General features: G+C 68.0%; 13 protein-coding genes and 2 pseudogenes. 1 reads left to right on the forward strand and 14 read right to left on the reverse strand.

The window, feature by feature from the left end:
• Window positions 1-63: 63 nt before the first annotated feature.
• From sucD to AC07NI_RS11680, 11 genes are all read right to left on the reverse strand, one after another.
• Window positions 64-948, reverse strand: coding sequence for a succinate--CoA ligase subunit alpha (gene sucD, locus AC07NI_RS11630; RefSeq protein WP_172270134.1), 885 nt, complete (start codon window positions 946-948; stop codon window positions 64-66).
• On the reverse strand, window positions 949-2,148 hold the full coding sequence (gene sucC / locus AC07NI_RS11635) for an ADP-forming succinate--CoA ligase subunit beta (RefSeq protein ID WP_494618960.1): 1,200 nt from the start codon (window positions 2,146-2,148) through the stop codon (window positions 949-951).
• A gap of 257 nt (window positions 2,149-2,405) precedes the next feature.
• Window positions 2,406-3,092 carry a hypothetical protein gene (locus tag AC07NI_RS11640; protein WP_494618961.1) on the reverse strand — a complete coding sequence of 229 codons (687 nt, stop codon included), beginning with the start codon at window positions 3,090-3,092 and terminating at the stop codon, window positions 2,406-2,408.
• A 62-nt stretch (window positions 3,093-3,154) separates the two neighbouring features.
• Window positions 3,155-4,759, reverse strand: coding sequence for an alpha/beta hydrolase (locus tag AC07NI_RS11645; RefSeq protein ID WP_494618962.1), 1,605 nt, complete (start codon window positions 4,757-4,759; stop codon window positions 3,155-3,157).
• Between the two features lie 61 nt (window positions 4,760-4,820).
• Window positions 4,821-8,186 carry a glycosyltransferase gene (locus AC07NI_RS11650; protein WP_494618963.1) on the reverse strand — a complete coding sequence of 1,122 codons (3,366 nt, stop codon included), beginning with the start codon at window positions 8,184-8,186 and terminating at the stop codon, window positions 4,821-4,823.
• 95 nt (window positions 8,187-8,281) lie between these two features.
• Window positions 8,282-9,604 carry a spinster family MFS transporter gene (locus AC07NI_RS11655; protein WP_494618964.1) on the reverse strand — a complete coding sequence of 441 codons (1,323 nt, stop codon included), beginning with the start codon at window positions 9,602-9,604 and terminating at the stop codon, window positions 8,282-8,284.
• An 87-nt stretch (window positions 9,605-9,691) separates the two neighbouring features.
• Window positions 9,692-11,932: a TonB-dependent receptor gene (locus AC07NI_RS11660; RefSeq protein WP_494618965.1), complete on the reverse strand. Its 2,241-nt coding sequence runs from the start codon at window positions 11,930-11,932 to the stop codon at window positions 9,692-9,694.
• Between the two features lie 185 nt (window positions 11,933-12,117).
• Entirely contained in the window at window positions 12,118-12,813 is a 696-nt protein-coding gene (locus tag AC07NI_RS11665; RefSeq protein ID WP_494618966.1) for a TetR/AcrR family transcriptional regulator, read from the reverse strand.
• Between the two features lie 75 nt (window positions 12,814-12,888).
• A complete protein-coding gene (locus AC07NI_RS11670; RefSeq protein WP_494618967.1) occupies window positions 12,889-14,334 on the reverse strand; it encodes a carotenoid oxygenase family protein in 1,446 nt (481 codons plus the stop codon).
• Window positions 14,335-14,346: 12 nt separating this feature from the next.
• The gene (locus tag AC07NI_RS11675; protein ID WP_494618968.1) at window positions 14,347-14,763 is read right to left on the reverse strand and encodes a DUF2141 domain-containing protein; all 417 of its coding nucleotides are present in this window, start codon (window positions 14,761-14,763) and stop codon (window positions 14,347-14,349) included.
• 25 nt (window positions 14,764-14,788) lie between these two features.
• Window positions 14,789-15,328 (reverse strand): DUF2306 domain-containing protein, encoded by a 540-nt coding sequence (locus tag AC07NI_RS11680; RefSeq protein WP_494618969.1) that lies wholly within the window; start codon window positions 15,326-15,328, stop codon window positions 14,789-14,791.
• Between the two features lie 63 nt (window positions 15,329-15,391).
• On the opposite strand from AC07NI_RS11680, the gene AC07NI_RS11685 reads away from it, so the two are divergent.
• Window positions 15,392-16,219, forward strand: coding sequence for a LytTR family DNA-binding domain-containing protein (locus tag AC07NI_RS11685; RefSeq protein ID WP_494618970.1), 828 nt, complete (start codon window positions 15,392-15,394; stop codon window positions 16,217-16,219).
• Between the two features lie 5 nt (window positions 16,220-16,224).
• On the opposite strand, the pseudogene AC07NI_RS11690 reads toward AC07NI_RS11685, so the two are convergent.
• The 3 genes and pseudogenes from AC07NI_RS11690 to AC07NI_RS11700 form a co-directional block, all read right to left on the reverse strand.
• Window positions 16,225-16,872: pseudogene (locus AC07NI_RS11690) on the reverse strand (methyl-accepting chemotaxis protein); the annotation flags it as partial.
• A gap of 189 nt (window positions 16,873-17,061) precedes the next feature.
• A pseudogene (locus AC07NI_RS11695) lies at window positions 17,062-18,018 on the reverse strand (Tar ligand binding domain-containing protein); the annotation flags it as partial.
• 247 nt (window positions 18,019-18,265) lie between these two features.
• The gene (locus tag AC07NI_RS11700; protein ID WP_494618971.1) at window positions 18,266-20,431 is read right to left on the reverse strand and encodes a hypothetical protein; all 2,166 of its coding nucleotides are present in this window, start codon (window positions 20,429-20,431) and stop codon (window positions 18,266-18,268) included.
• Window positions 20,432-20,535: the final 104 nt, after the last annotated feature.

Consider the following 20,535-nt stretch of genomic DNA (forward strand, 5'->3'; position numbering starts at 1 on the left):
GGATCGTCGACTGGCGGTCGCAAAAAACCTGGGCCCCGCGCGGGGCGGGGTTTCGGTATCTAGTTAGCCCTTCAGGACTTCCAGCAGGGTCTCGCCCAGCTTGGCCGGCGACGGCGAGACGCGGATGCCCGCCTCTTCCATCGCCGCGATCTTGTCCTCGGCGCCGCCCTTGCCGCCCGACACGATGGCGCCGGCGTGGCCCATGTGACGACCGGGAGGAGCCGTGCGACCGGCGATGAAGCCGACCATGGGCTTCTTGCGACCGCGCTTGGCTTCGTCCTTCAGGAACTGGGCCGCTTCTTCTTCGGCCGAGCCGCCGATTTCACCGATCATGACGATCGACTTGGTGGCTTCGTCGGCCAGGAAGAGTTCGAGCACGTCGATGAACTCGGTGCCCTTGACCGGGTCGCCGCCGATGCCGACGGCCGTCGTCTGGCCCAGGCCAGCGTTGGTCGTCTGGAACACGGCTTCATAGGTCAGGGTGCCCGAACGCGACACGACGCCGACCGAGCCTTCCGAGAAGATGCCGCCCGGCATGATGCCGATCTTGCACTGGTTGGGCGTCAGGACGCCCGGGCAGTTCGGGCCGATCAGGCGCGAACGCGAACCGGCCAGAGCCTTCTTCACCTTGACCATGTCCAGCACCGGAATGCCTTCGGTGATGCAGATGATCAGCGGAATCTCGGCGTCGATGGCTTCCAGGATCGAGTCGGCCGCGAAGGGCGGCGGGACGTAGATCACCGAGGCGTCGGCGCCGGTGCGGTCCTTGGCTTCGGCGACGGTGTTGAACACCGGCAGGCCGATGTGGGTCTGGCCGCCCTTACCCGGGGTGACGCCGCCGACCATCTTGGTGCCGTAGGCGATGGCCTGTTCCGAGTGGAAGGTGCCTTGAGCGCCGGTGATGCCCTGGCAGATGACCTTGGTTTGCGAACCGATCAGAACCGACATTTAGCGGGCGCCCTTCACAGCGGCGACGATCTTCTCGGCGCCGTCAGACAGATCGTTGGCGGCGATGACGTTCAGGCCGCTTTCCGAGATGATTTTCTTGCCGAGTTCGACGTTGGTGCCTTCCAGACGGACGACCAGCGGAACCTGGAGACCGACTTCCTTCACGGCGGCGATGACGCCTTCCGCGATGATGTCGCAGCGCATGATGCCGCCGAAGATGTTGACCAGGATGCCCTTCACGGCCGGATCGGCGGTGATGATCTTGAAGGCCGCGGTGACCTTCTCCTTCGAGGCGCCGCCGCCGACATCCAGGAAGTTGGCCGGCTCGGCGCCGTACAGCTTGATAATGTCCATGGTGGCCATGGCCAGGCCAGCGCCGTTGACCATGCAGCCGATTTCGCCGTCGAGGGCGATATAGGCCAGGTCGTACTTCGAGGCTTCGATTTCCTTGGGGTCTTCTTCGCTCTCGTCGCGCAGCGCCTTGATGTCCGGGTGACGGAACAGGCTGTTGCCGTCGAACGACAGCTTGGCGTCGAGGACGCGCAGGTGATCATCCGCCGTCACGATCAGCGGGTTGATCTCCAGCATGGCCATGTCCTTGGCCATGAACGCCGTATAGAGCTGCGTCAGCAGCGTGGCGGCTTCCTTGGCGAGACCGCCGGTCAGGCCGAGAGCGTTGGCCAGGGCGCGCGCGTGGGTCGGCCACACGCCGGTCGCCGGGTCGATGGTGAAGGTGTGGATCTTCTCCGGGGTCGCGTGGGCGACCTCTTCGATGTCCATGCCGCCTTCGGTCGAAGCGACCACCGAGACCTTGCTCGAAGCGCGGTCGACCAGCAGCGACAGGTAGAATTCCTTGGCGATCGCCGCGCCTTCTTCGATGTAGAGGCGGTTGACCTGCTTGCCCTTGGGGCCCGTCTGGTGGGTCACCAGCACGCGGCCGAGCATTTCCTCGGCGTTGGTGCGGACTTCCTCGACCGACTTGACGACGCGGACGCCGCCCTTGGCGTCGGGGCCCAGGCCCTCGAACTTGCCCTTGCCACGGCCACCGGCGTGGATCTGGCTCTTCACGACGAAGACGGGCGTGCCGAGCTTCTCGGCGGCTTCCGCGGCTTCGGCGGGCGTGTAGGCGGCGAAGCCGCGCGGCACGGGAGCGCCGAACTCGGCGAGTACGGCTTTGGCTTGATGTTCGTGGATGTTCATGAGGGCCCGGTCTCGACGACGGCTTTCTGAAATGTGGCCGGGTTATAGGAGCGCTATTTCGCAGGCGCAACCGCGCGAAGACGATAAGGTGAGGCCTTGCGCCGTTATCTTGTCCAACAAGACACCCGGACCGGGCATCTGCACGCTCCGGGCACGGGAAGCCCTTGACCGCGCCCAACTGTTACCGGTCACACCTTTTGGGCGACTGAACCGCTGTCTACCGGTGTCAGAAATCGCCTATGCCGTTGACGCAAAGGTCAGCGCTGGCGACCGGGATCCTTGAAGAAGATCAGGATCAGCGACAGCACCGCGACCGCGTCACGGTCCTTGGAGCCCTTGGGCGGCAGGTAGGCGGTCGGCTGCATGGCGGCCAGGTCCACGCCGCCGATGTCGACGCCGTCGCGGCTGAAGACGTAGCCGATCGTGGCTCCGCCGCCGATCGGCATGCCGCCGACCTGCTCGGTGCGGGCCCGGATGTTGAGGTTGCCGAAGCGCAGCTCGGCCGCGCGCTGCGGCTGCTGCAGGTTCTTCAGTAGCCCGCCGCCCTTGGAACTGGCCAGGGCGAAGCTCGCATCAGAGCCAGCGCCCGGCCCCGTGAGCGTGCAGAAGAACTGCAGCTTGTCGCGGTCGAAGGTGATCCAGCCCAGGCCCAGCCGGCTCTGGCCGCCGCCGCAGGCCACTTCGACCGGACCCAGGCCCGGACCGTTGACCGTCATCTCGACGCTGGCCTTGCCGCCTTCGAAGACGCCGGTGACCGAGCTCTTGCTGCTCTTGACCGTGGCGTTGCCGTCGTACTCGCCCAGTTGGAAGCCGGGGCGGAACAGGCTGGGGCCCTTCTTGCCCGACAGCTTGATCTTCTCGGTCCCGGCCAGCGGCGCGGCCTGGGCCGGAGCGACAGCCGCCAGGGCGACGGCGAACGAAACGGCGATGGCGATGATCTTCATGGCAAGCTCCCCCGAGCGTCGGCTAGGCGACCCGGCGGAGCTTGCCACAGATCGGCGTTATCTCAACCTCTCAGCGCGGTCGGGATCGGCGCGGGTGGCTTCGAGCCCGGACGGGCCACCGCGTACATCTCCCAGGCGATCGTCTTCATCAGAGCCTGGCGGTCGTCGCCGACGGCGTAGAGATCGCCGTGGGTCTTGTCCTTCAGGTAGCGGAAGTCGGTCTTGGCCCCGAGGCCCTTCATTACCGCCTCCAGCTTGTGGGCCGCGCCATCCAGATAGAAGGTGTCGGCCGTGCCGACGATCAGGCGGACCTTGCCGTCCAGGTCCGGCTTCAGGGCCGGCCAGTTGGCCTTGAGGCGCGCGGCGATGTCGTAGTGCTGGCTCCAGTAGGCGACCACGGCCGGATCGACCGCGCCGGTCGCCCGGTCGAACATCGGCACGGGCCGGCCGGCGGGACCGCGCGGCGAGAACACCCAGTCGAACGAGCCGAACTGGCCGCCGTACTCACCCAGCACCTCTTCCAGCGCGACCATGTCCTTCAGGCTGGCCAGGACCTTGTCGTGGTCGCGGGCGATGGGGCGCAGCGAGCCGTCGGGCTTGTAGTAGACGTTGGCGTTGGGGGCGTAGAGATCGACGCCCGTGAAGTCATGGAAGTCGCTGGGGTCGGGCGAGGTCGACCAGGTGCCGCCGAACACCTTGGGATAGCGGGTCTGAAGCCACAGGGTGGCCCAGCCGCCCGACGAGTGGCCGTTGAGGAAGCGACCGCCGACCTTGGCGTCCATGCGCCAGTGCTTTTCCAGGTCCGGGATCAGCTCCTCGGTCAGGGCCTTGCCCCAGGGACCGTTGTTGAGGCTGTCGGCGAACTCGTGGGTCCCGGTGGCGCTGCTCTCGTCCAGATAGACCCAGATCATCGGCGGGGCTTCGCCCTTGGCCATCAGGTCGTACATCCGGGTCGCCTGGCTCACGAGGTACTCGTTCGAGCCGCCGAAGCCGTGGGTGTAGTACGCCGTCGGATAGCGGTCCTTGCCGGCCTCGTAGCCGGGCGGGGTCAGGACCCAGCCCTTCATGGCGATCGACCGACCGAAGAAGCCGCTGAGCGACGGGCTGACGAAATTGATCGGCGCGATATGCGGCTTGGCGGCCGCCAGGCGGGCCACGGCCTCCTTGGGCGCGTCGGCCGGCAGTTTGAACGGGTCATAGGCCGGCTCGACCTTGTCGAGGACCAGCCTGGTCCCGGCGGCCAGCGGCAGGGTCACGGTGGTGACCGGGCTGATCAGGTCGCCGCCGCCCCGGCCGTTGTAGTTGTAGCTGTGGTTCTGATCGAGCACGGCCTGCACGGCGTACTGGCCTGGCGGCAGCTGCGAGAAGAGCTTGGGCGCGGCGATGCCGTCCAGGTCGATGTCGACGCTCGCGCCGGCCTTGATCGTGCCGACCTCGCGCGCCGCGACCTGGCCTTCGCCCGAGAACGGATCGGCCTCGACGCTCTCGATCTCGCCGCCCTTGGCGGCTTCCTTGGCCGCAGCCAGGGGCTGGGCGAAGACCAGCAGACGGCCCGAGACCTGGCCCTGGATCTGAGGCCCGACCTGGACCTGCAGGATCGGATGGCCGTCGGCCGCCCAGGCCCCATTCGCCGCCAGCAGCATCGCCGCCGTGATCATCGCCCGCATATGGTCGCTCCCCCTGAAAACAGGGCCGGAGATTGGCCCTACCGGCGCGACCGTGGCAAGCCTAGCCGCTCTTGCCCACGGACACCGACCCGCGCCGCTCCAGCTTGCCCCAGCCGACCCGGCCGCCGCGGATGGCCATGACCACCGACTTGACCACGACGTAGTACATCAGCTGGCGATAACCGAACCGCTGCACGGGCAGGAACGGCAGGTCCGCCCACGGTGCGCGCTTCTCCAGGGCCATGCCCAGGGCGCCGGCCGAGAGGTCCACCGCGATGAACACCGCCCAGTAGACCAGGCCCAGCAGCATGTCGTCGGGACGCCACTCCACCGGGTGGGCCACCGCGCCATAGAGGCCGGCGATCAGACTCCAGACCACCGCCAGGTCGACCAGCGGCGCGGCCACGGCCAGGATGATCTGGAACAGCCAGATCTGCGGCAGGGCCACGAAGCCCAGCACCGGCGTCTTGGCGCTGAACATCGCCTTGCGGTGCTTCCACACGCACTGCAGCGTGCCGAACGACCAGCGGAAGCGCTGCTTCAGCAGGCCGCCGACCGTGTCCGGGGCTTCGGTATAGGCGCGGGCCTCGGGGTCGAAGGCCACCTTCCAGCCGGCGCGCTGGCAGGCGATGGTCAGGTCTTGGTCCTCGGCCAGGGTGTCGGCCGGATAGCCGCCCAGGGCGTCGAGCACGCTCTTGCGCCACGCGCCGACGGCGCCCGGCACCACGGTCACCGCGCCCAGGGCCGACAGCGCCCGGCGCTCCAGGTTCTGGGCGGTGACATATTCCAGGGCCTGCCAGCGGGTGACGATATTGACCCGGTTGCCGACGATGGCGTTGCCGGCCACGGCGCCGACGTCCTCGTCCTGGAACCAGCGGGCGAGGCGCCCGATGGTCTCGGGCGGGAACAGGGTGTCGGCGTCCAGGGCCACGACATAGTCGCCCTTGGCCACGGCCAGGCCGCGATTGACCGCCCGCGCCTTGCCGCCGTTCTCGAAGCTCAGCAGCGTCACGCGCGGGTCATCGGCGAAGTGGTCGCGGACCTCCTGCGCGGTACGATCCTTGGAGCCGTCGTCCAGGACCAGGACCTCAAGGTTCTTCCAGTCGCTCTCCAGGATCCGCGCCACCGAGGCGGCGATGACCTTCTCCTCGTTGAAGCAGGGGATCAGCACGGAAACCAGCGGACCGTTCTCGCTGTCGAGATCGGCGGGCTCCTCATGCGTCCAGAAGCGGTGGACCAGGGCCAGGCTGGCCAGGAACACCAGGCGCGCGACGCCCAGGAAGATCGCCGTGATGAACAGCGCCACCATGGCCGTCTGGGCCCAGCGGAAGAAGTCGAAGCCCAGGCGGTCCAGGAACAGGTCGGCGGCCGTACGCGAGGTCGGCGGCATCACCTGCTGCGGGGTCATGCCGGCCAGCTCGCCGATGGTGACCAAGCGATAGCCCCGCGCGCGGATCTGGTCGATCAGCTCCGGCAGGGCCGCCACCGTGCGGCTACGGTCGCCGCCGGCGTCGTGCAACAGCACCACCTGGCCCGGCCGGTTGCCGGGGTTGTCCAGGCGATCCAGCGTGCGGTCGATGATCTGCTGCGGGGTCGGCTTCTGCCAGTCGTCCGGGTCGATGCGCAGGCCGACGGTCATGTAACCCAGGGTCTGGGCGATCACGAGCGGAGCCACCTCGTGCGGGGTCGAGGGCTCGGCGTCGCCGAAGAACGGCGGCCGGAACAGGCGCATCGAACGGCCGGTGATCACCTCGAACAGGCGCTGGGTGGCGTTCAGCTCGACCTGCACCTGCGGCAGCGGCGTCTCGCCGATATTGGGGTGGGTCCAGCTGTGGCCGCCGACATTGTGGCCCTCGTCCACCTCGCGCTGCACCAGGTCGGGGCGGCGCTGCATGTTCTGGCCGATCACGAAGAAGGTCGCGGGCGCGTTCTTTTTCTTGAGGATGTCGAGGATCTTCGGCGTCCAGCGGCCGTCGGGACCGTCGTCGAAGGTCAGGGCCACCAGGCCCTTCTTCTGGCCGTAGCGCTCGATCACATAGTTGCTGGGGATGACGTCGTAGCTCTCGCCCGAGACCAGGCCGGTGTCGGGATCGAACTCCAGCGAGCGCTTGCCCGGCGTCGGCAGCTGGGCCACGCGCAGCACCTCGCCGCCGCCGTCGAAGTCGACGCCCTGCCCGTTGGCCAGCGTGGTGAGGCCGCCGGCCGGGGCCTGGCCGTAGGGCTTGCCCAGCAGCGACCAGACGCCCGGATCCTCCATGCCCATCCGCCACAGGCCGTAGCCGCGCGGCTTCCACGGGTCGGAGACCTTGATCTGGTTGAACAGGGTGACCGCGTCCAGGAACCAGACGACGTGCTCGTCGCCATTGTCGTCGGTGTACTGATAGGTCGGGTTTAAGGCGTTGTCGTCCATGCGGATCGTCGCCCCGGCATCCTGGGCGTTACGCATGGCCTCGTGGAAGGTGGCCGGTGCGCCCGACGAGCGGCTGCCGTCCTTGTTCAGCGTCCAGTCGTAGCCGTAGGCGCCCAGGGCCAGCACGGTGTGGTTGGGATCCAGCTGCTTGGCGAAGCGCTTTTCCAGCTCGGTCTCGTACCAGTCCTGGCCGGCGTTGGGGCCAGGATCGCCCAGGGCGTAGTGCTCGTCATAGGCCATCAGCACCAGGGTGTCGGAGGCCTGCTCCAGGCGCTTCAGCGGCCAGCCTTCCTCGTCGAACGGGGCGGTGACCCAGACCTCGCGGCCGGTCCCCGACAGGGCGGCGCGGGCCTCGTTCAGGAACAGCGGATAGGCGTTGAGGCCCTTGGCCGAAAGGTTCTCGAAGTCGAAGACATAGCCGCCATAGCCGTGCTGGTCGGCCAGGACCTTCAGGTTGTTGATCAGCTTGGCGCGGGCGGCCGGGTCGGTCAGCAGGGTGTCGGCCAGCGGGCCGTTGAAGGCGGCGTTGGCCGAGTTGTGGACCAGCGGCAGCACGGCCGGCTTGTTGGGGGCGTTGGCGATGCGCGCCACGCCTTCCGGATCGTCGACCAGGCTGATGTCACCCTTGGCGCCGTTGATCGCCACCCACTGGGGCGAGACCACGTCCAGCTTGTCGATGTTGCGGCGCAGGCTCTCGCGGCTGTCCTCATCCCAGGCGACGTAGAAGCCGACCGAGAGCGGGTGAGCGGCGGCGTCGTTGGGCGCGGCCTTGGGGCGCGGCACCCGGCGCCAGGACTTCACGACCTTGGTCTTGCGCGGCGTGTCCTGGTGCAGCGACGTCAGGATGTGCGGATCCTTCAGCGGCGCGTCGGGCAGGCGCGGGGCGAAGGCCAGGGTGGCGACGAAACCGGCCACGATCGCCGCGACCAGTGAAATGACAATGCCGAGGACCAGCTTGGCGCGACGCTCGCGCTTGCCGGAGGGATCGTGAAAGATGTGGCGGTCTTCGGGTGTCATTCGGGCGCTCTGGTTTCGCGCCCTTTGATACCCGAAATTGACCGAACCGTGGCGCTATACCTGCGTGTGATTGGGGTGCGGCGAGTTGGCGCGCCCTACTCTACCCAATCCCGGTCCAGGCGACGCGAAGCCAGGAAAAACAGCAGGGCCGCCAGCAGGTAGAAGCCCATGCCGGTATAGATCGCCCAGCGCAGGGATTCCGCGCCGAAGGTCGGCTTCAGGAAGTCGGCCATGGCCCCGAAATAATAGACCCCGACGGCGATGCCCAAGAGGTTGTTGATCAGCAGGAACAGGGCCGAGGCCGTGGTCCGCATCGGCGCGGGGGCCAGGTGCTGGACGGCCGCCGTGATGGGACCCAGCCAGGCCAGGTTCAGGCCGGTGGGGACCAGGAAGATCACGAAGGCCAGGGCCAGGGACGCGGTCCCACCCAGCCCGCCGACCAGCGATCCGCTGTTCATGGCCAGCAGGAAGCACGGCACCGAGATCAGGAAGGCCACGGCCGGGGTCAGCGGATAGCCGGCCTTGGAGTTGGCCCCCAGGCGGTCGGCCATGACCCCGCCCATCCAGATGCCGACCACGCCGCCCAGGAAGGCGATGCCCGAATAGTACCAGGCGGTCTGGGAGAGGGTCAGGCCCAGGCTGCGCATGAAGAACGACGGCAGCCAGGCCGCGACGCCATAGCCGCAGACCGAGGATGAGGCCGCGCCCAGGGCCAGCAGCCAGAAGCTGGGCTTGGCCGCCAGCAGGCGGGCCACCTCGCCCACTGGCGCGGCCGGCGCCGGGGCGACCGGCGGCGCGTCAGGCGCGCGGTCGGCGCCGCCACGCGGCGGGTCGCGGACCACCAGGCGGAAGATCGGGGCCAGCACCACGCCCAGCGCGCCGACGACGATGAAGGCCGTCCGCCAGCCGTAGTGCACGGCCAAGAGGCCGCCCACGAGCGTGCCGGCCGCCGTGCCCAGCGGGATGCCGAAGGCGTAGGCCGCGAGCGCCCGCGCTCGCTGGTGCTTGGGAAAATAGTCCGAGATCAGCGAATAGGCCGGAGCCACGCCGCCCGCCTCGCCAATGCCCACGCCCATGCGCGCCAAAAAGAGATGAGAGAAGCTGCCGACCACGCCGCACAGGGCGGTGAAGCCGCTCCACAGGGTCAGGGCGGCGGTCATGATCCAGACGCGGCTGAAGCGGTCGGCCAGCCAGGCGATCGGGATGGCCAGGGTGGTGTAGAGCAGGGCGAAGGCCAGGCCGCCCATCAGGCCGAACTGGGCGTCGGTCAGGCCGAACTCGTCCTTGATCGGCTTGGCGAGGATGCCGAGGATCTGCCGGTCCAGGAAGTTGAAGGTGTAGGCGAGGATCAGCATCGCCAGGACCACGTAGCGATAACCGGACCCTTGGGTCTTCGTCGCCGTCTGCTGCTCGCTCATCGCCCGCCCCCGTTACGCCACTGCCTACATAAAGAAAGGGCGGGACTTGTTGCAGCAAGTCCCGCCCCAGCGTTTTCGCCTAGATAATTAGAACGCCACCTCGATCGAGCCGGCGAAGGTGCGCGGCGGACCGTAGAAGCCGATCACCGAGTTGTTGTAGGTGGCCCCCGCGAAGTTGTAGCCGCCGGTGCGGTACTTCTCGTTGGTCAGGTTCTTGCCCGTGAAGGCCAGCTTGTACTTGCCGCCCGGAGCGGTCCAGATCGCCGTCAGGTCCACCAGGGTGAAGGCCTTCTGGTCCAGGGCCGGCAGCGGCTGTTCGAACTGTTGGTACTTGTCGCGGTAGCTGACCATCGGGGTGATGGCGATGTCGCCGCCCGCCAGGTCCGCACGCCAGGTCAGGCTGACATTGCCCGTGAATTCCGGCGTGTTCTGGAAGCCGTAAAGGTCGGCGACGTTGATCACCTGGCCGGTGGCCAGGGTCGTCGATGGGTTCAGCGGGTTGGGCGCGCCAGCCGGCACGAAGCGGCTGAAGGTGTCGTACTTGGCGTGGATGTAGCCCAGGGCGACATTGCCGGTCAGATACTGGCTGAACTTGGCGGTGGCTTCGAACTCGGCGCCGTACAGGGTCGAGGCGCCGGCGTTGTCGACCGAGCTGGCGATGCCCGAGGGCACCACGACCTGGGTCGTGACCTGCTGGTTCGTGTACTTCGACAGGAAGATCGCCGACGAGAACGACACGCGACGGTCCAGGGCGTAGCCCTTCAGGCCGGCCTCGTAGGTCTTCACGACTTCCGGCAGGTAGCCCTGCGTCGTCTGCGGGGTGATGAACGCGTCGCCGCGCATGTCCCAGCCGCCCGACTTGTAGCCCTTCGAGAACGAGGCGTAGGTGTTCAGGTCGTCGGAGAGCTCGTACGAGACCGAGATGCGCGGGGTGAACTGCTCGAAGGTGCGAGCGGCGTCGTAGTTGGTGCGCACCTGCAGGATCGGACGGTTGGCGCCGCCCTGATACGGCGACGGCGTGGCGCCCAGGTAGAAGAAGCGGAACACGTTGGCGCGCTTGTGGTCGCGGGTGGCGCGGGCGCCCAGCGAGACCTTCAGGCGGTCGGTCAGGTTGGCGCTGAAGTCGAAGAACGCCGCGAAGCTCTGGGTGTTGACCTTGCCGCCGTCGGCGATCGAGACGCCCAGGTTACCGGCGATGGTGTCGAACTCGCCCGAGGCCTGGCTGTTCATGTAGTACAGGCCGAAGACGCCCTGGACGTTCTCGTCCGAATAGACCGCCTGCAGTTCCTGCGAGAACGACCGGTCGTCATAGGTGGCCGGCACGTCCAGCGTCGGCAGCGGGGTGCCGTCGAAGTCGATCAGGGTCTGGGTGTGGCCCTTGCGGTTGGCGGTGATCGACTTGAACGTCAGGTTCTGGGTCGCGTCCCACTGGCCGGTCAGCGACAGGCCCTCGGTCTCGACGCGGTTCTTGTCGCCCAGGCCGGCTTGGGTGTCATAGACGCCCAGGATCGGATAGTTGCCGACCGTCGGCAGGGTCTCGCGGTGGCCGTGACGCGGGTTCGATTTGTCGGTGACCTTGTCATAGGCCAGGCGGAAGAACAGGTCGTCGGTGGGCTTGTACTCGGCGCTCAGGCGATAGGCCTGGACGTCCTTGTCGTAGTGCTCGGCGCCCGTGGTCAGGTTCGTGCCGTAGCCATCGCGCTTGTAGATGGCGTAGGCGCCGCCCACCGACAGGCCGCCGCCGACCGGCGTCTGGCCCGAGACCATCACGTCGGTCTGGTTGTAGCTGCCATAGGTGGCGCGGACCTTGGCGCCGGCTTCGTCGCCCAGCTTCTTGGTCACGTACTTGATGGCGCCGCCGATGGTGTTGCGGCCGTACAGCGTGCCCTGCGGGCCGCGCAGCACTTCGATGCGCTCGACGTCGAAGATGTCCAGCACCGCGCCCTGCGGGCGGTAGATGTAGACGTCGTCGACATAGAGGCCGACGCCGGGCTCGTAGCCCCACAGCGGATCCTGCTGGCCGACGCCGCGGATATAGCTGATCAGGGTCGAGTTCGAGCCCCGGGCGGTCTGCACCGTGATGTTGGGGGTGGTCTGGGACAGGACGGTGATGTCCGTGCCGCCCGAGCGTTCCAGCTTCTCGGCCGAGAACGCCGAGACGGCCACCGGCACGTCCTTGAGGTTTTCCTCGCGACGACGGGCGGTGACGACCACCTCGTCGACCGAGACGTTGGTGTTGGTCGTCGGAGCGTCTTGCGCCGACGCGACGCTCGCGATCGTGCTCCACGCCGCGCCAGCCAGCAGCGCGGCCTTCCACATCGAAGTCATGGGGATTCCCCTCCCTTGCGTTCCGCCCGTCCGAGCCGGATCCGTCTTGTGCGGACGCGTGCTCGGGGTTCGCCATTTCATCGAACAGCGAATTGCAAGCACCATCACCCGAACCGGCGGCGAGCGCCAGAACTTTTTCATCAAGTGATGAAAAAGAGCGGTGGGCGGATGGTCAGGAAGAGAGACTAGGCCATGGCGTGCTTGGCGATCACCGCCTCGAAGCCCGCCGCGCAGTACGAGAACAATCGCTGGCGGACCGCTTCCAGGTCGGACGAGTGGCACTCGCCCTCCGACAGACTGTCGATCCGTCCGGTCTCGGACAGCGACAGCATCATCGATCCGGTCAGGAACTGGTAGCACCAGTAGAGGTCGCGGTACTCGGCCTGGGGACGGACGGTCTTCAGGGTCTCGACCAGCTGATGGACCACCGGATCGAAGAACCGGGCCATCGTCTCGCCGCCCCAGGCCGGCGTGTTGTTCACCTGGGCGACCAGGGCGAAGTAGCTCTTCCAGCCCGGCCCGCCGTCTTGCGAGATGCGCAGCAGCGGATCGATGAAGGCCTCGATCACGCCTTCCACCGTCATGGACGAGGCATCGTGCGCGGCGACATAGGCGTTCATCGACGCCTCGCGGGCTTGGTTCAGAATCTCGGCCCGACGCACGAACACCGCGTCGAACAGTTCGCGCTTGGCCCCGAAGTAGTAGTGGATCAGCGCCGTATCGACGCCGGCCTCGGCCGCCACCTGGCGCGTCGTCACCCCATGGAAGCCGTGACGGGCGAACAGCCCCTCGGCGGCGTCGAGGATGGTTTCCTTCAGATCCAGGCCCTTGGCCTTGGACGGTCGGCCCCGCCCGCTGACGCGAGTCTTGGCTGCGGTCATGGAGTGGGAGGTCCGCCGTGGTTGCGCTCCGTCCTCGGATAGGCGCATCGCGGCGGGCCTGGCAAGTGACCCTCGTTAGACGAACACGCCGTGGAAGGTCACCGGCAGCGCCACCGGCGCCCGCCAGGAGACCACGGGGCCTTGCTGCACAAGGCGCGCGTCGAACACGTGCAGCTCGGTGGCCTTGGCGTCGAGATTGACGGTCGTGCCGACCAGCCAGCCGTCCAGCTCCGCTGAAGACCCCGGACGCGGGACGAACACCACCTCCTCGACGAGATGACGCGAACCGAAGTCGAACACCTGGTCGCGGTCCTTCTTCCAGTCGCGGACGGCCACGCCCTGGAACAGCGGACGGTCGGGTCGCTCATTGGTGACGTGGACGGAATAGCGACGACCCAGGCCGGCGAAGCGGGCGTCGCCACGCGGAAACTCGGCGCTGACGGCCTCCTTGGCGATCTCGCCGCGACCGTCCGCGCGCAAGGTGATCAGCGCCCGGCGCGGCGGGGCCGCGCGCAGTTGCTCGCCGCGCAGGATCGCCCCGCCGTTGGCGGCCGTGCCGGACGGGTCCTGGTCGACACAGGCGTCGAAGCGGATCGTGCCGTCGCTTTCCTCCCAGGCGTCGCCCAGGTGGAAGAAGAAGAACGCCGGCAATTCGAACACCCGGCGCTTGCTGAGGTCGTCCTTGTCCAGCACCAGCACCTGGGTCCCCAGTTCCGGCTTCCAGGTCATGGAGGCGGTGACCGGCACGGCGAAGTGATCCTGCACCCAGGGCTGCAGCACCAGGATCAGATGGCGGGCCGTGGCGGTGAAGTCATGCATGTAGCTGGCGCGCGGCAGAGTGATCATCTCGGCCTTCTGGAGCGCGCCGTCGGGGGCCAGCTTCCAGATCACCGCCTGCTTGCCGCCCAGGCCGATGTTCCACACCACGCCGTCCGGCTGGACGCGCGGATGGGCCGAGAACGGCATGCCCTTCAGGTCCGGCCGCAGGGTCTTGAAGCCCTTGGTCTCCAGGCTGACGGGGTCCAGCGCCGTGGCCGAGCCGCTCTCCCACAGGGCCCACAACTCGCCGCCGGCCATCATCACCGAGGTGTTGGCGGCGTTGGCGTCGTCGGGGCCGGTGATCACCGAACCCTTGCCCGGCAGGGTGCCGAAGCCAGGGGTGATGGCGGCGTTGGCGGCGGTGTCGTTGCGGCGCTTCACCGTGTCGACGAAGCGGGCGGACATCCGCGCCTGGCCGCCGGCGATCTGGAACTTGCGGACCATGCCATCGCCGTCGAACCAGTGGCCGACCGAGCCTCCCGGACGCCGGAACTTGGCGGGACCGTTGCGGAACAGGGTCCCGCTGAGGTCGGCCGGCGCCTTGCCGTGCAGACGGGTCAGGCCGGTCGGCGCGATGTCGGCCTCGACGTCAGCCAGGCCCAGGGCCCAGTCATTGGCCGCCGCGGCCCAGACGGCTTCGGGGGTCAGCAGGCTGGCGCCGCCCAGCAGGGCCGCGCCGCGCAGGATGTCACGCCGGTTCATCGCTTCCGCTCCCTAGTGCAGGTGGATGGCTTGGGCGGCCGCGCCGGCCTTCACCGCGAAGGCGGCGGCGTCGAAGCTGGGCGGGCCCATGTTCGGCTTGGCGTCGTTGGAGAAGCCGTAGGGCTCGACCGGCATGCCGAAGGGGTTGGTCCCCATCTTGCCGTCGCCGTCGACGTCCTGGAACGCGCGGACCGCATAGGTCCCCGGCGGCAGGGCGACGATCTTGGCCGAGGGCTCGGCGTCGGCGGCGTTGGCCTGGGCGATGCGGGCCGGCTTGCCGGAGCTCCAGCCCTGGGCGCTGTCATAGACAGCGATCATCACCTTGCCCGACTTCGAGGCCAGGGCGGGGAAGGTCAGGGTCAGGTCGGCGTCCTGGGCGTGGGCGGCCGAGGCCAGCAGGAGAGCTGCGAGAGTCAGGGTCTTGAACATGGTGGGATCCTTTCGAAGGGAGGGGTCAGCCGAAGAACACGGTCCAGAGCAGGCGGCCGGGGATGAGAGTGAACAGGCCCGCCAGCAGCAGGCCGCCGACGAACATGCCGGTCATGGCCCGGCGGTGGATGCCGACCTTGCCGCGCTTGATCGCGTAGACCGCGCCGGGCAGGCCGACGATGGTCCAGCCCGACAGCAGGTGGATGAAGCTGAAGTGGCCGGGATTGATGGTGCGGATGAACAGCGAGCTGACCGCCGTCGTCCCCATGGCGATCACCCAGGTCCAGCCCAGCAGCTTGTGCAGGGTCGTGCCCTTCACCCGCATCATCAGCACCGTGCCGATGGCCAAGGCGGTCAGGGCCGCGAACAGGTGGACGCGGATGACCAGCGGCGCCTCGGCGATGCGCGCGAAGTCCGGAGCGTGCGGCTGGAAGTGGGCGACATAGCCGCTGAACTTCGGCGAGATGGTCGCGACGATCACACTGGCCACGCCGGCGGCGATCAGGCCGGTGCGGAGCGGCACCCAGGGGTTGCCCTGCGAAATTGTCTTGCCGTGCGCGGCCATTGTCCTTCACTCCCGGTCCGGGCGGGGCGTCCGATCGCCTCGCCGTCGAGAACCTTCAGTGGAGTGGGCGGGTCCGTGTCTCAATCGTCGTTGCGCCAGTCGCCGGCCTCGTTTCGTGAACGGCTGGGGGACGCCATTCACGCTTCGCGAACGACCATGACCAGCAAGGAGGCCCTGCGCGGCTTCGCGGTCTCGGCCGTGGCCGGCACGTTCCTGGCGCTGCTGGGCGGCTTCGGCACCGGCAGCCTGCCGATCGGGATCCGCCTGGCCTATTGGGTGGGGCTGTGCGTGGCGGGCGCGATCGTCGGCACGGCGGTCAGCCAGGTCATCGGCCGCGACGGTCGCGCAGATGCCCGGCCCTGGCTCTATGGCGGCCTGACCGTGGTCGGCGTCACCCTGCCCTTCACCGTGGTGGTCTGGCTGGTCAGCGAGCACGTGTTCTACGGCCACCTGCGGCCGGGGGCCCTGCCGTTCTACCTGGTCCCGGTGCTGATCGTGACCGTGGCGATGACGGGCCTGAACTTCCTGGTCCAGCGCGAGCCGATGGCGACCCACGCCGCGCCAGTGGGCGCCCCCGCGCCCCGCTTCATCGATCGCCTGCCGGCCAAGCTGCGTGGCGCCGAACTCTACGCCGTCGAGGCCGAAGACCACTATCTGCGCCTGCACACCTCGCGCGGCCAGGACCTGATCCTGATGCGGCTGTCCGACGCGGTCGCGGAACTCGAGGGCATCGAGGGGGCCCAGACCCACCGCTCGTGGTGGGTGGCCAAGGACGCGGTCGAGGGCGCCCAGCGCGGCGACGGCCGGGCGACCCTGCAGCTCAAGGGCGGTGTCGAGGCCCCGGTCAGCCGCGCCTACGCCAAGGCGTTACGCGCGGCCGGCTGGTTCTAGGCGGCGCGGCGGCCCGTCGCGCGAGCGGTCTGGCCGACGCTGAACTGGCCCATCAGCTGGGTGAGGTTGTCGGCCTCGCGTGACAGGGCGTGGCTGGCGGCCGTGCTCTGCTCGACCATGGCGGCGTTCTGCTGGGTGGCCTGGTCCATCTGGGTGACGGCGACATTGACCTGCTCCAGGCCGGTGGCCTGCTCCTGGGCCGAGGCGGCGATCTCGGCGACGACGCCGTTGATCTGGCCGACCTGGGCGACGATGCGCGCCAGGGCCTCGCCGGTCTTGCCGACCAGATCCACGCCCGCGTCCACCTGATCGGTCGAGGCGGTGATCAGGGCCTTGATTTCCTTGGCGGCGTCGGCCGAGCGCTGGGCCAGGGCCCGCACCTCTTGAGCGACGACCGCGAAACCACGGCCAGCCTCGCCAGCGCGGGCGGCTTCGACCCCGGCGTTCAGAGCCAGCAGATTGGTCTGGAAGGCGATCTCGTCGATCACCCCGATGATGTTGCCGATCTGGGCCGAGGACTTCTCGATCTCGCCCATGGCCGCGACAGCGTCGGCGACGACCTGGCCGCCGGTCTCGGCGTCGGTCTTGGCCGCGCCGACCACGCGACGGGCTTCCTTGGCGCCCTCGGCGGTGCGCTTGACGGTGGCGGTGATCTCTTCCAGCGCCGCGGCGGTCTCTTCCAGGCCGGCCGCCTGCTGTTCGGTGCGCTTGGCCATGTCGTCGGAGGCGTTGGTGATCTCGCGGCTGCCGGCGCGGATGCCGTCGGCATTGCCGATGATCACCGTCATGGTGTCCTGCAGGCGGGTCAGGGCGGCGTTGAAGTTGGCGCGCAGCGTCTCGTACTCGACCGGTAGGTCGTCATTGACGCGATAGGTCAGATCGCCGCCGGCCAGGCGGTCCAGGCCGACGCCGAACGACTGGACGACCAGTTCCTGCTGCTCGGCGATGGCCTTGGCGGCGATGGCCTGGCGCTCGGCTTCCGAGCGGGCCTTGGCCTCGGCGGCCGCGGCGTCGGCGGCCAGCTTGGCGATGGCGTTGTCCTTGAACACCTGGACGGCCCCGGCCATCTGGCCCAGCTCGTCCTTGCGGCCCACGGCGGGGATGGCGACGGCGTTGTCGCCGCCGGCCAGGCGCAGCATGGCGGCGGTCATGGCTTGCAGCGGCGCCGAGACCTTGCCGATCACCACGTTGGTGGCGAAGGCCATCAGGCCGGCGGCGATCAGGGCGATCGCGCCCATGACGGCGGTGGCGATGTTGCCGGCGGCCTTGGCCGCCGCGCCGTCCTCGTGCGCCACGCGGGTCTGCAGGTCGACCAGCGCCCCGACATTGGCGGTGACCGGGTCGATGCCGGGATAGAGCTTGCCGTCGACGAAGCCCTGCAGGCCGGCGGCGTCATGCGCCTTGAGCAGGCCTTCCAGCGTATCGACCGAGGCGTCAGCGGCCGGCAGGGCGGCGGTGACCTTGTCGGCCAGCACCTTCTCCTCGTCGGTCATGTCGGTGGCGGCGTAGGCCTGCCAGTTCTGGGTGATCGTCGACTTGGCGGCCTGGACGTGCTCCAGCGCCTTGTCCATCGACAGCTCGCCGGAGCGCGCCTTGTGGGCGCTGTCGACGATGTTGACGGCGTACATGTCGCTGACGGCTTTGAGCTGCTGCATCGGCTCGACGCGGTCGCTGATCACCGACTGCATGCGCTGGTTGGCGACGTTGTTGGCCACGAAGCCGGCCAGGCCGATCGCCGCCATGCCCACGCCCAGGGCCGCCAGGCAGCCCAGCAGTCTCGTCTTGATGGTCCAGGTCATCGGTCGTTCCCGCGTCGTTTCAGCGGGAGATGCGCCGGTGATCGTTAACCAAAAGCTGCGCCGCAACCGGGCGTATCGAACCCTGTTCGGCCGTTGCCGGCCGCCGGAGGGAAATCCATTCCTTAACCGTGTCGAGAGGGCGACATTTTCGGAGCCCTCAATGTCGAGAGGAGGGAAAACTCTCCGGATCACCCGTGAGCCTTCCCTCCTGCGACAGATCACCGCACGCGCGAGGCGTGCACCGTCCTTAACCGTAATGGATGTCGGCGACGGTCGCGCCGGTCCCGACGGAGAGGCCCGTGACCCCGACCAGCTTGATCAGGCCGTCGCCGGCATTGACCCCCACCGTGGCGTCCTGGTGGTAGATGTAGGTGTCGCCGTTCCACTCGAAGACGCCCGTGCCGTTGGCCGACACCTGGCTGGAGGCGTTGATCAGCGCCTGTTCCAGGGTGGTGGCCGAACCGGCGTTGATCCCCGTCGTCACCGCTGCGATCTCGACGCCCAGATTGACGTGGTCCACGCCCTTCTCGAAGTCGGTGATGGTGGCGAAGGTCGTCACCTTGTTGTTCTCGACATTCAGGTTCGAGAAGCGCGGCGTGGCCAGGCCGTCCTGGTACAGCTTGAAGACGTCAGAGCCGGCGCCCAGGGTGAAGGTCGACACGGACGCCCCTCGCAGGTCGGCGGCGACGCTGTCGTTGAAGCCCGACAACACGACGGTGTTCGGAACGCCGCCCGAGCCGCCGATCCCCAGGACGTCGATCCCCGCCGAGCTGGAGGCGTCCAGGTCGTGCGTCACGTAACCGACGCCGCGGTGGCTGCCGATGAAGTCGGTGGTCAGATGGCCGGTCCCGACGACGACGACCTTGGTGGGGGTGTTGGTCCCGTTGGAGGTCTGCGAGCCGATGAGGGCCAGCGTGCTGTCGCTCTGGACGTGGACGACCAGCGGCCCGTCATTGCCGGTCACCACCAGCTTGGTCGGCGTGGCGTTGCTGCTGGTGACGCCGTTCAGATAGGCGTTCACGACGGGCGCGCCGACCTGCTTGGAGGACATGCCGGTGATCACCAGGTCGACGTGGTAGTTGACCTCCAGCGTACCGCCGGTGACCCCGTCCATCTTCAGCGCCACGTTCTGGGCGAGGTTGTCGATCCGCGTCGAGATCGACGACTTCAGGGTGATATCCTGCAGACCGGTATAGCCGGTGGCCACCAAGGGCGAGATCACGACTTCGCCCGTGCCCGGCACGGTGAACGTCATCCTGAAGGTATCCAGCACCAGGTGCTCGACATTGGTGATCTTGGTCTTGTCGAAACTGTCGGTTTCGGCGCCCATCACCAGGGTGTCGTCGCCCGCGCCGCCGTCGACGACGGCGCCGTTGATCATCTTGCCGACGGTGATCAGGTCGTTGCCCGCGCCGCCGCTGATCTTGCCGTTCGGCGCGCCGCCCAGCACGTCCACCGCCGCGTTCAGCTGGCCGACGCTGATGGTGTCGTTGCCGTCGCCGCCGTCGATATAGCCGCCGACCGCGCCCGAGAAGGTCACGGTGTCATGGCCGCCGCTGACGAGGATCGAACCGCTGTTGGTCGTGCCCGTCACCGTGTCGTTGTTGGCCGTCGAGCGCAGGGCGGCGTTGGTCGCGTCGGGCGCGACGCTCTGGGTGTCGGTCACCGTGATGGTCGCGCCGGCCGTGAAGGTCGGCTGATCGCCATAGGTCCCGACCAGGCTGGTGTTGAACTTGGCCTGGCCGTCATTGGCCAGGTCGGCCAGGAAGGCGTCGTTGGCCTTGGCATAGACGCCGATATGCTCGTTGGCGGCCACCGCCAGCAGGAAGCCGACCATGGCGGCCTTGGTCCCCGCCCCGTTGGCGCCGTCGCCGCCGTAATAGGCGAAGTAGTCGGCGCGGGCGAAGGTCCCGCCCGTGCCGTTTGGCACTTGCGCCGTCAGGATGGTGTTGATCAGGCCGGCCGCCGGAGCGAAGCCGAAGATCTCGGTGTAGGCCTTGGTCGCCGCATCGGCCAGGCTGAGCGCGCCATAGGCGGCGGTGAAGGCGTCCTTGCCGGCGCCGTTCTTGCCCAGATTGACCGAGAAGTTGATGAAGCGGTTCTCGGCCGAGAACGACTGGTAGTAGGCCGAGTTCAGGCTGTTGCTGTTCCCGCCGGTCGGCGAGATCAGATAGTCCAGGCCCAGCGCGCTGGGCGTCGCGCCCGTGAAGAAGTTGTACGACAGATTGGCCACCGTCGTGGACGCGGTCACCAGCTTGGCGATCTCGATCCGGGCGTCGGCCAGGGTCAGGGTCGAGGCGTCGACGCGCCCGGCCAGGGTCTGAAGGGTCGTGAGGTCCGCCGCGGGGATGCCCGAGAACGGCAGACGGGAGACGTCGCTATAGGCGGATTTCAGAACTTGAAGCGTAGCCATGACTCAACCTCCGGCACATGTTGCCGGAAGTGGTATTGAGTTTGCTGTACTAACGCAAGCGGAGCCGTGAAATTTAATGATCCCGGCCGTCGGAACGGCCGGGA

The sequence above is a fragment of the Caulobacter sp. GW821-FHT10E02 genome (genome assembly GCF_059415225.1).

What these genes read in the sequence shown, in the direction of transcription:
- AC07NI_RS11640 (WP_494618961.1), bottom strand. Translation starts at nt 3,092, where the DNA reads ATGAAGATCATCGCCATCGCCGTTTCGTTCGCCGTCGCCCTGGCGGCT.
- AC07NI_RS11645 (WP_494618962.1), bottom strand. Translation starts at nt 4,759, where the DNA reads ATGCGGGCGATGATCACGGCGGCGATGCTGCTGGCGGCGAATGGGGCC.
- sucC (WP_494618960.1), bottom strand. Translation starts at nt 2,148, where the DNA reads ATGAACATCCACGAACATCAAGCCAAAGCCGTACTCGCCGAGTTCGGC.
- AC07NI_RS11665 (WP_494618966.1), bottom strand. Translation starts at nt 12,813, where the DNA reads ATGACCGCAGCCAAGACTCGCGTCAGCGGGCGGGGCCGACCGTCCAAG.
- AC07NI_RS11680 (WP_494618969.1), bottom strand. Translation starts at nt 15,328, where the DNA reads ATGGCCGCGCACGGCAAGACAATTTCGCAGGGCAACCCCTGGGTGCCG.
- AC07NI_RS11650 (WP_494618963.1), bottom strand. Translation starts at nt 8,186, where the DNA reads ATGACACCCGAAGACCGCCACATCTTTCACGATCCCTCCGGCAAGCGC.
- sucD (WP_172270134.1), bottom strand. Translation starts at nt 948, where the DNA reads ATGTCGGTTCTGATCGGTTCGCAAACCAAGGTCATCTGCCAGGGCATC.
- AC07NI_RS11700 (WP_494618971.1), bottom strand. Translation starts at nt 20,431, where the DNA reads ATGGCTACGCTTCAAGTTCTGAAATCCGCCTATAGCGACGTCTCCCGT.
- AC07NI_RS11655 (WP_494618964.1), bottom strand. Translation starts at nt 9,604, where the DNA reads ATGAGCGAGCAGCAGACGGCGACGAAGACCCAAGGGTCCGGTTATCGC.
- AC07NI_RS11670 (WP_494618967.1), bottom strand. Translation starts at nt 14,334, where the DNA reads ATGAACCGGCGTGACATCCTGCGCGGCGCGGCCCTGCTGGGCGGCGCC.
- AC07NI_RS11675 (WP_494618968.1), bottom strand. Translation starts at nt 14,763, where the DNA reads ATGTTCAAGACCCTGACTCTCGCAGCTCTCCTGCTGGCCTCGGCCGCC.
- AC07NI_RS11660 (WP_494618965.1), bottom strand. Translation starts at nt 11,932, where the DNA reads ATGACTTCGATGTGGAAGGCCGCGCTGCTGGCTGGCGCGGCGTGGAGC.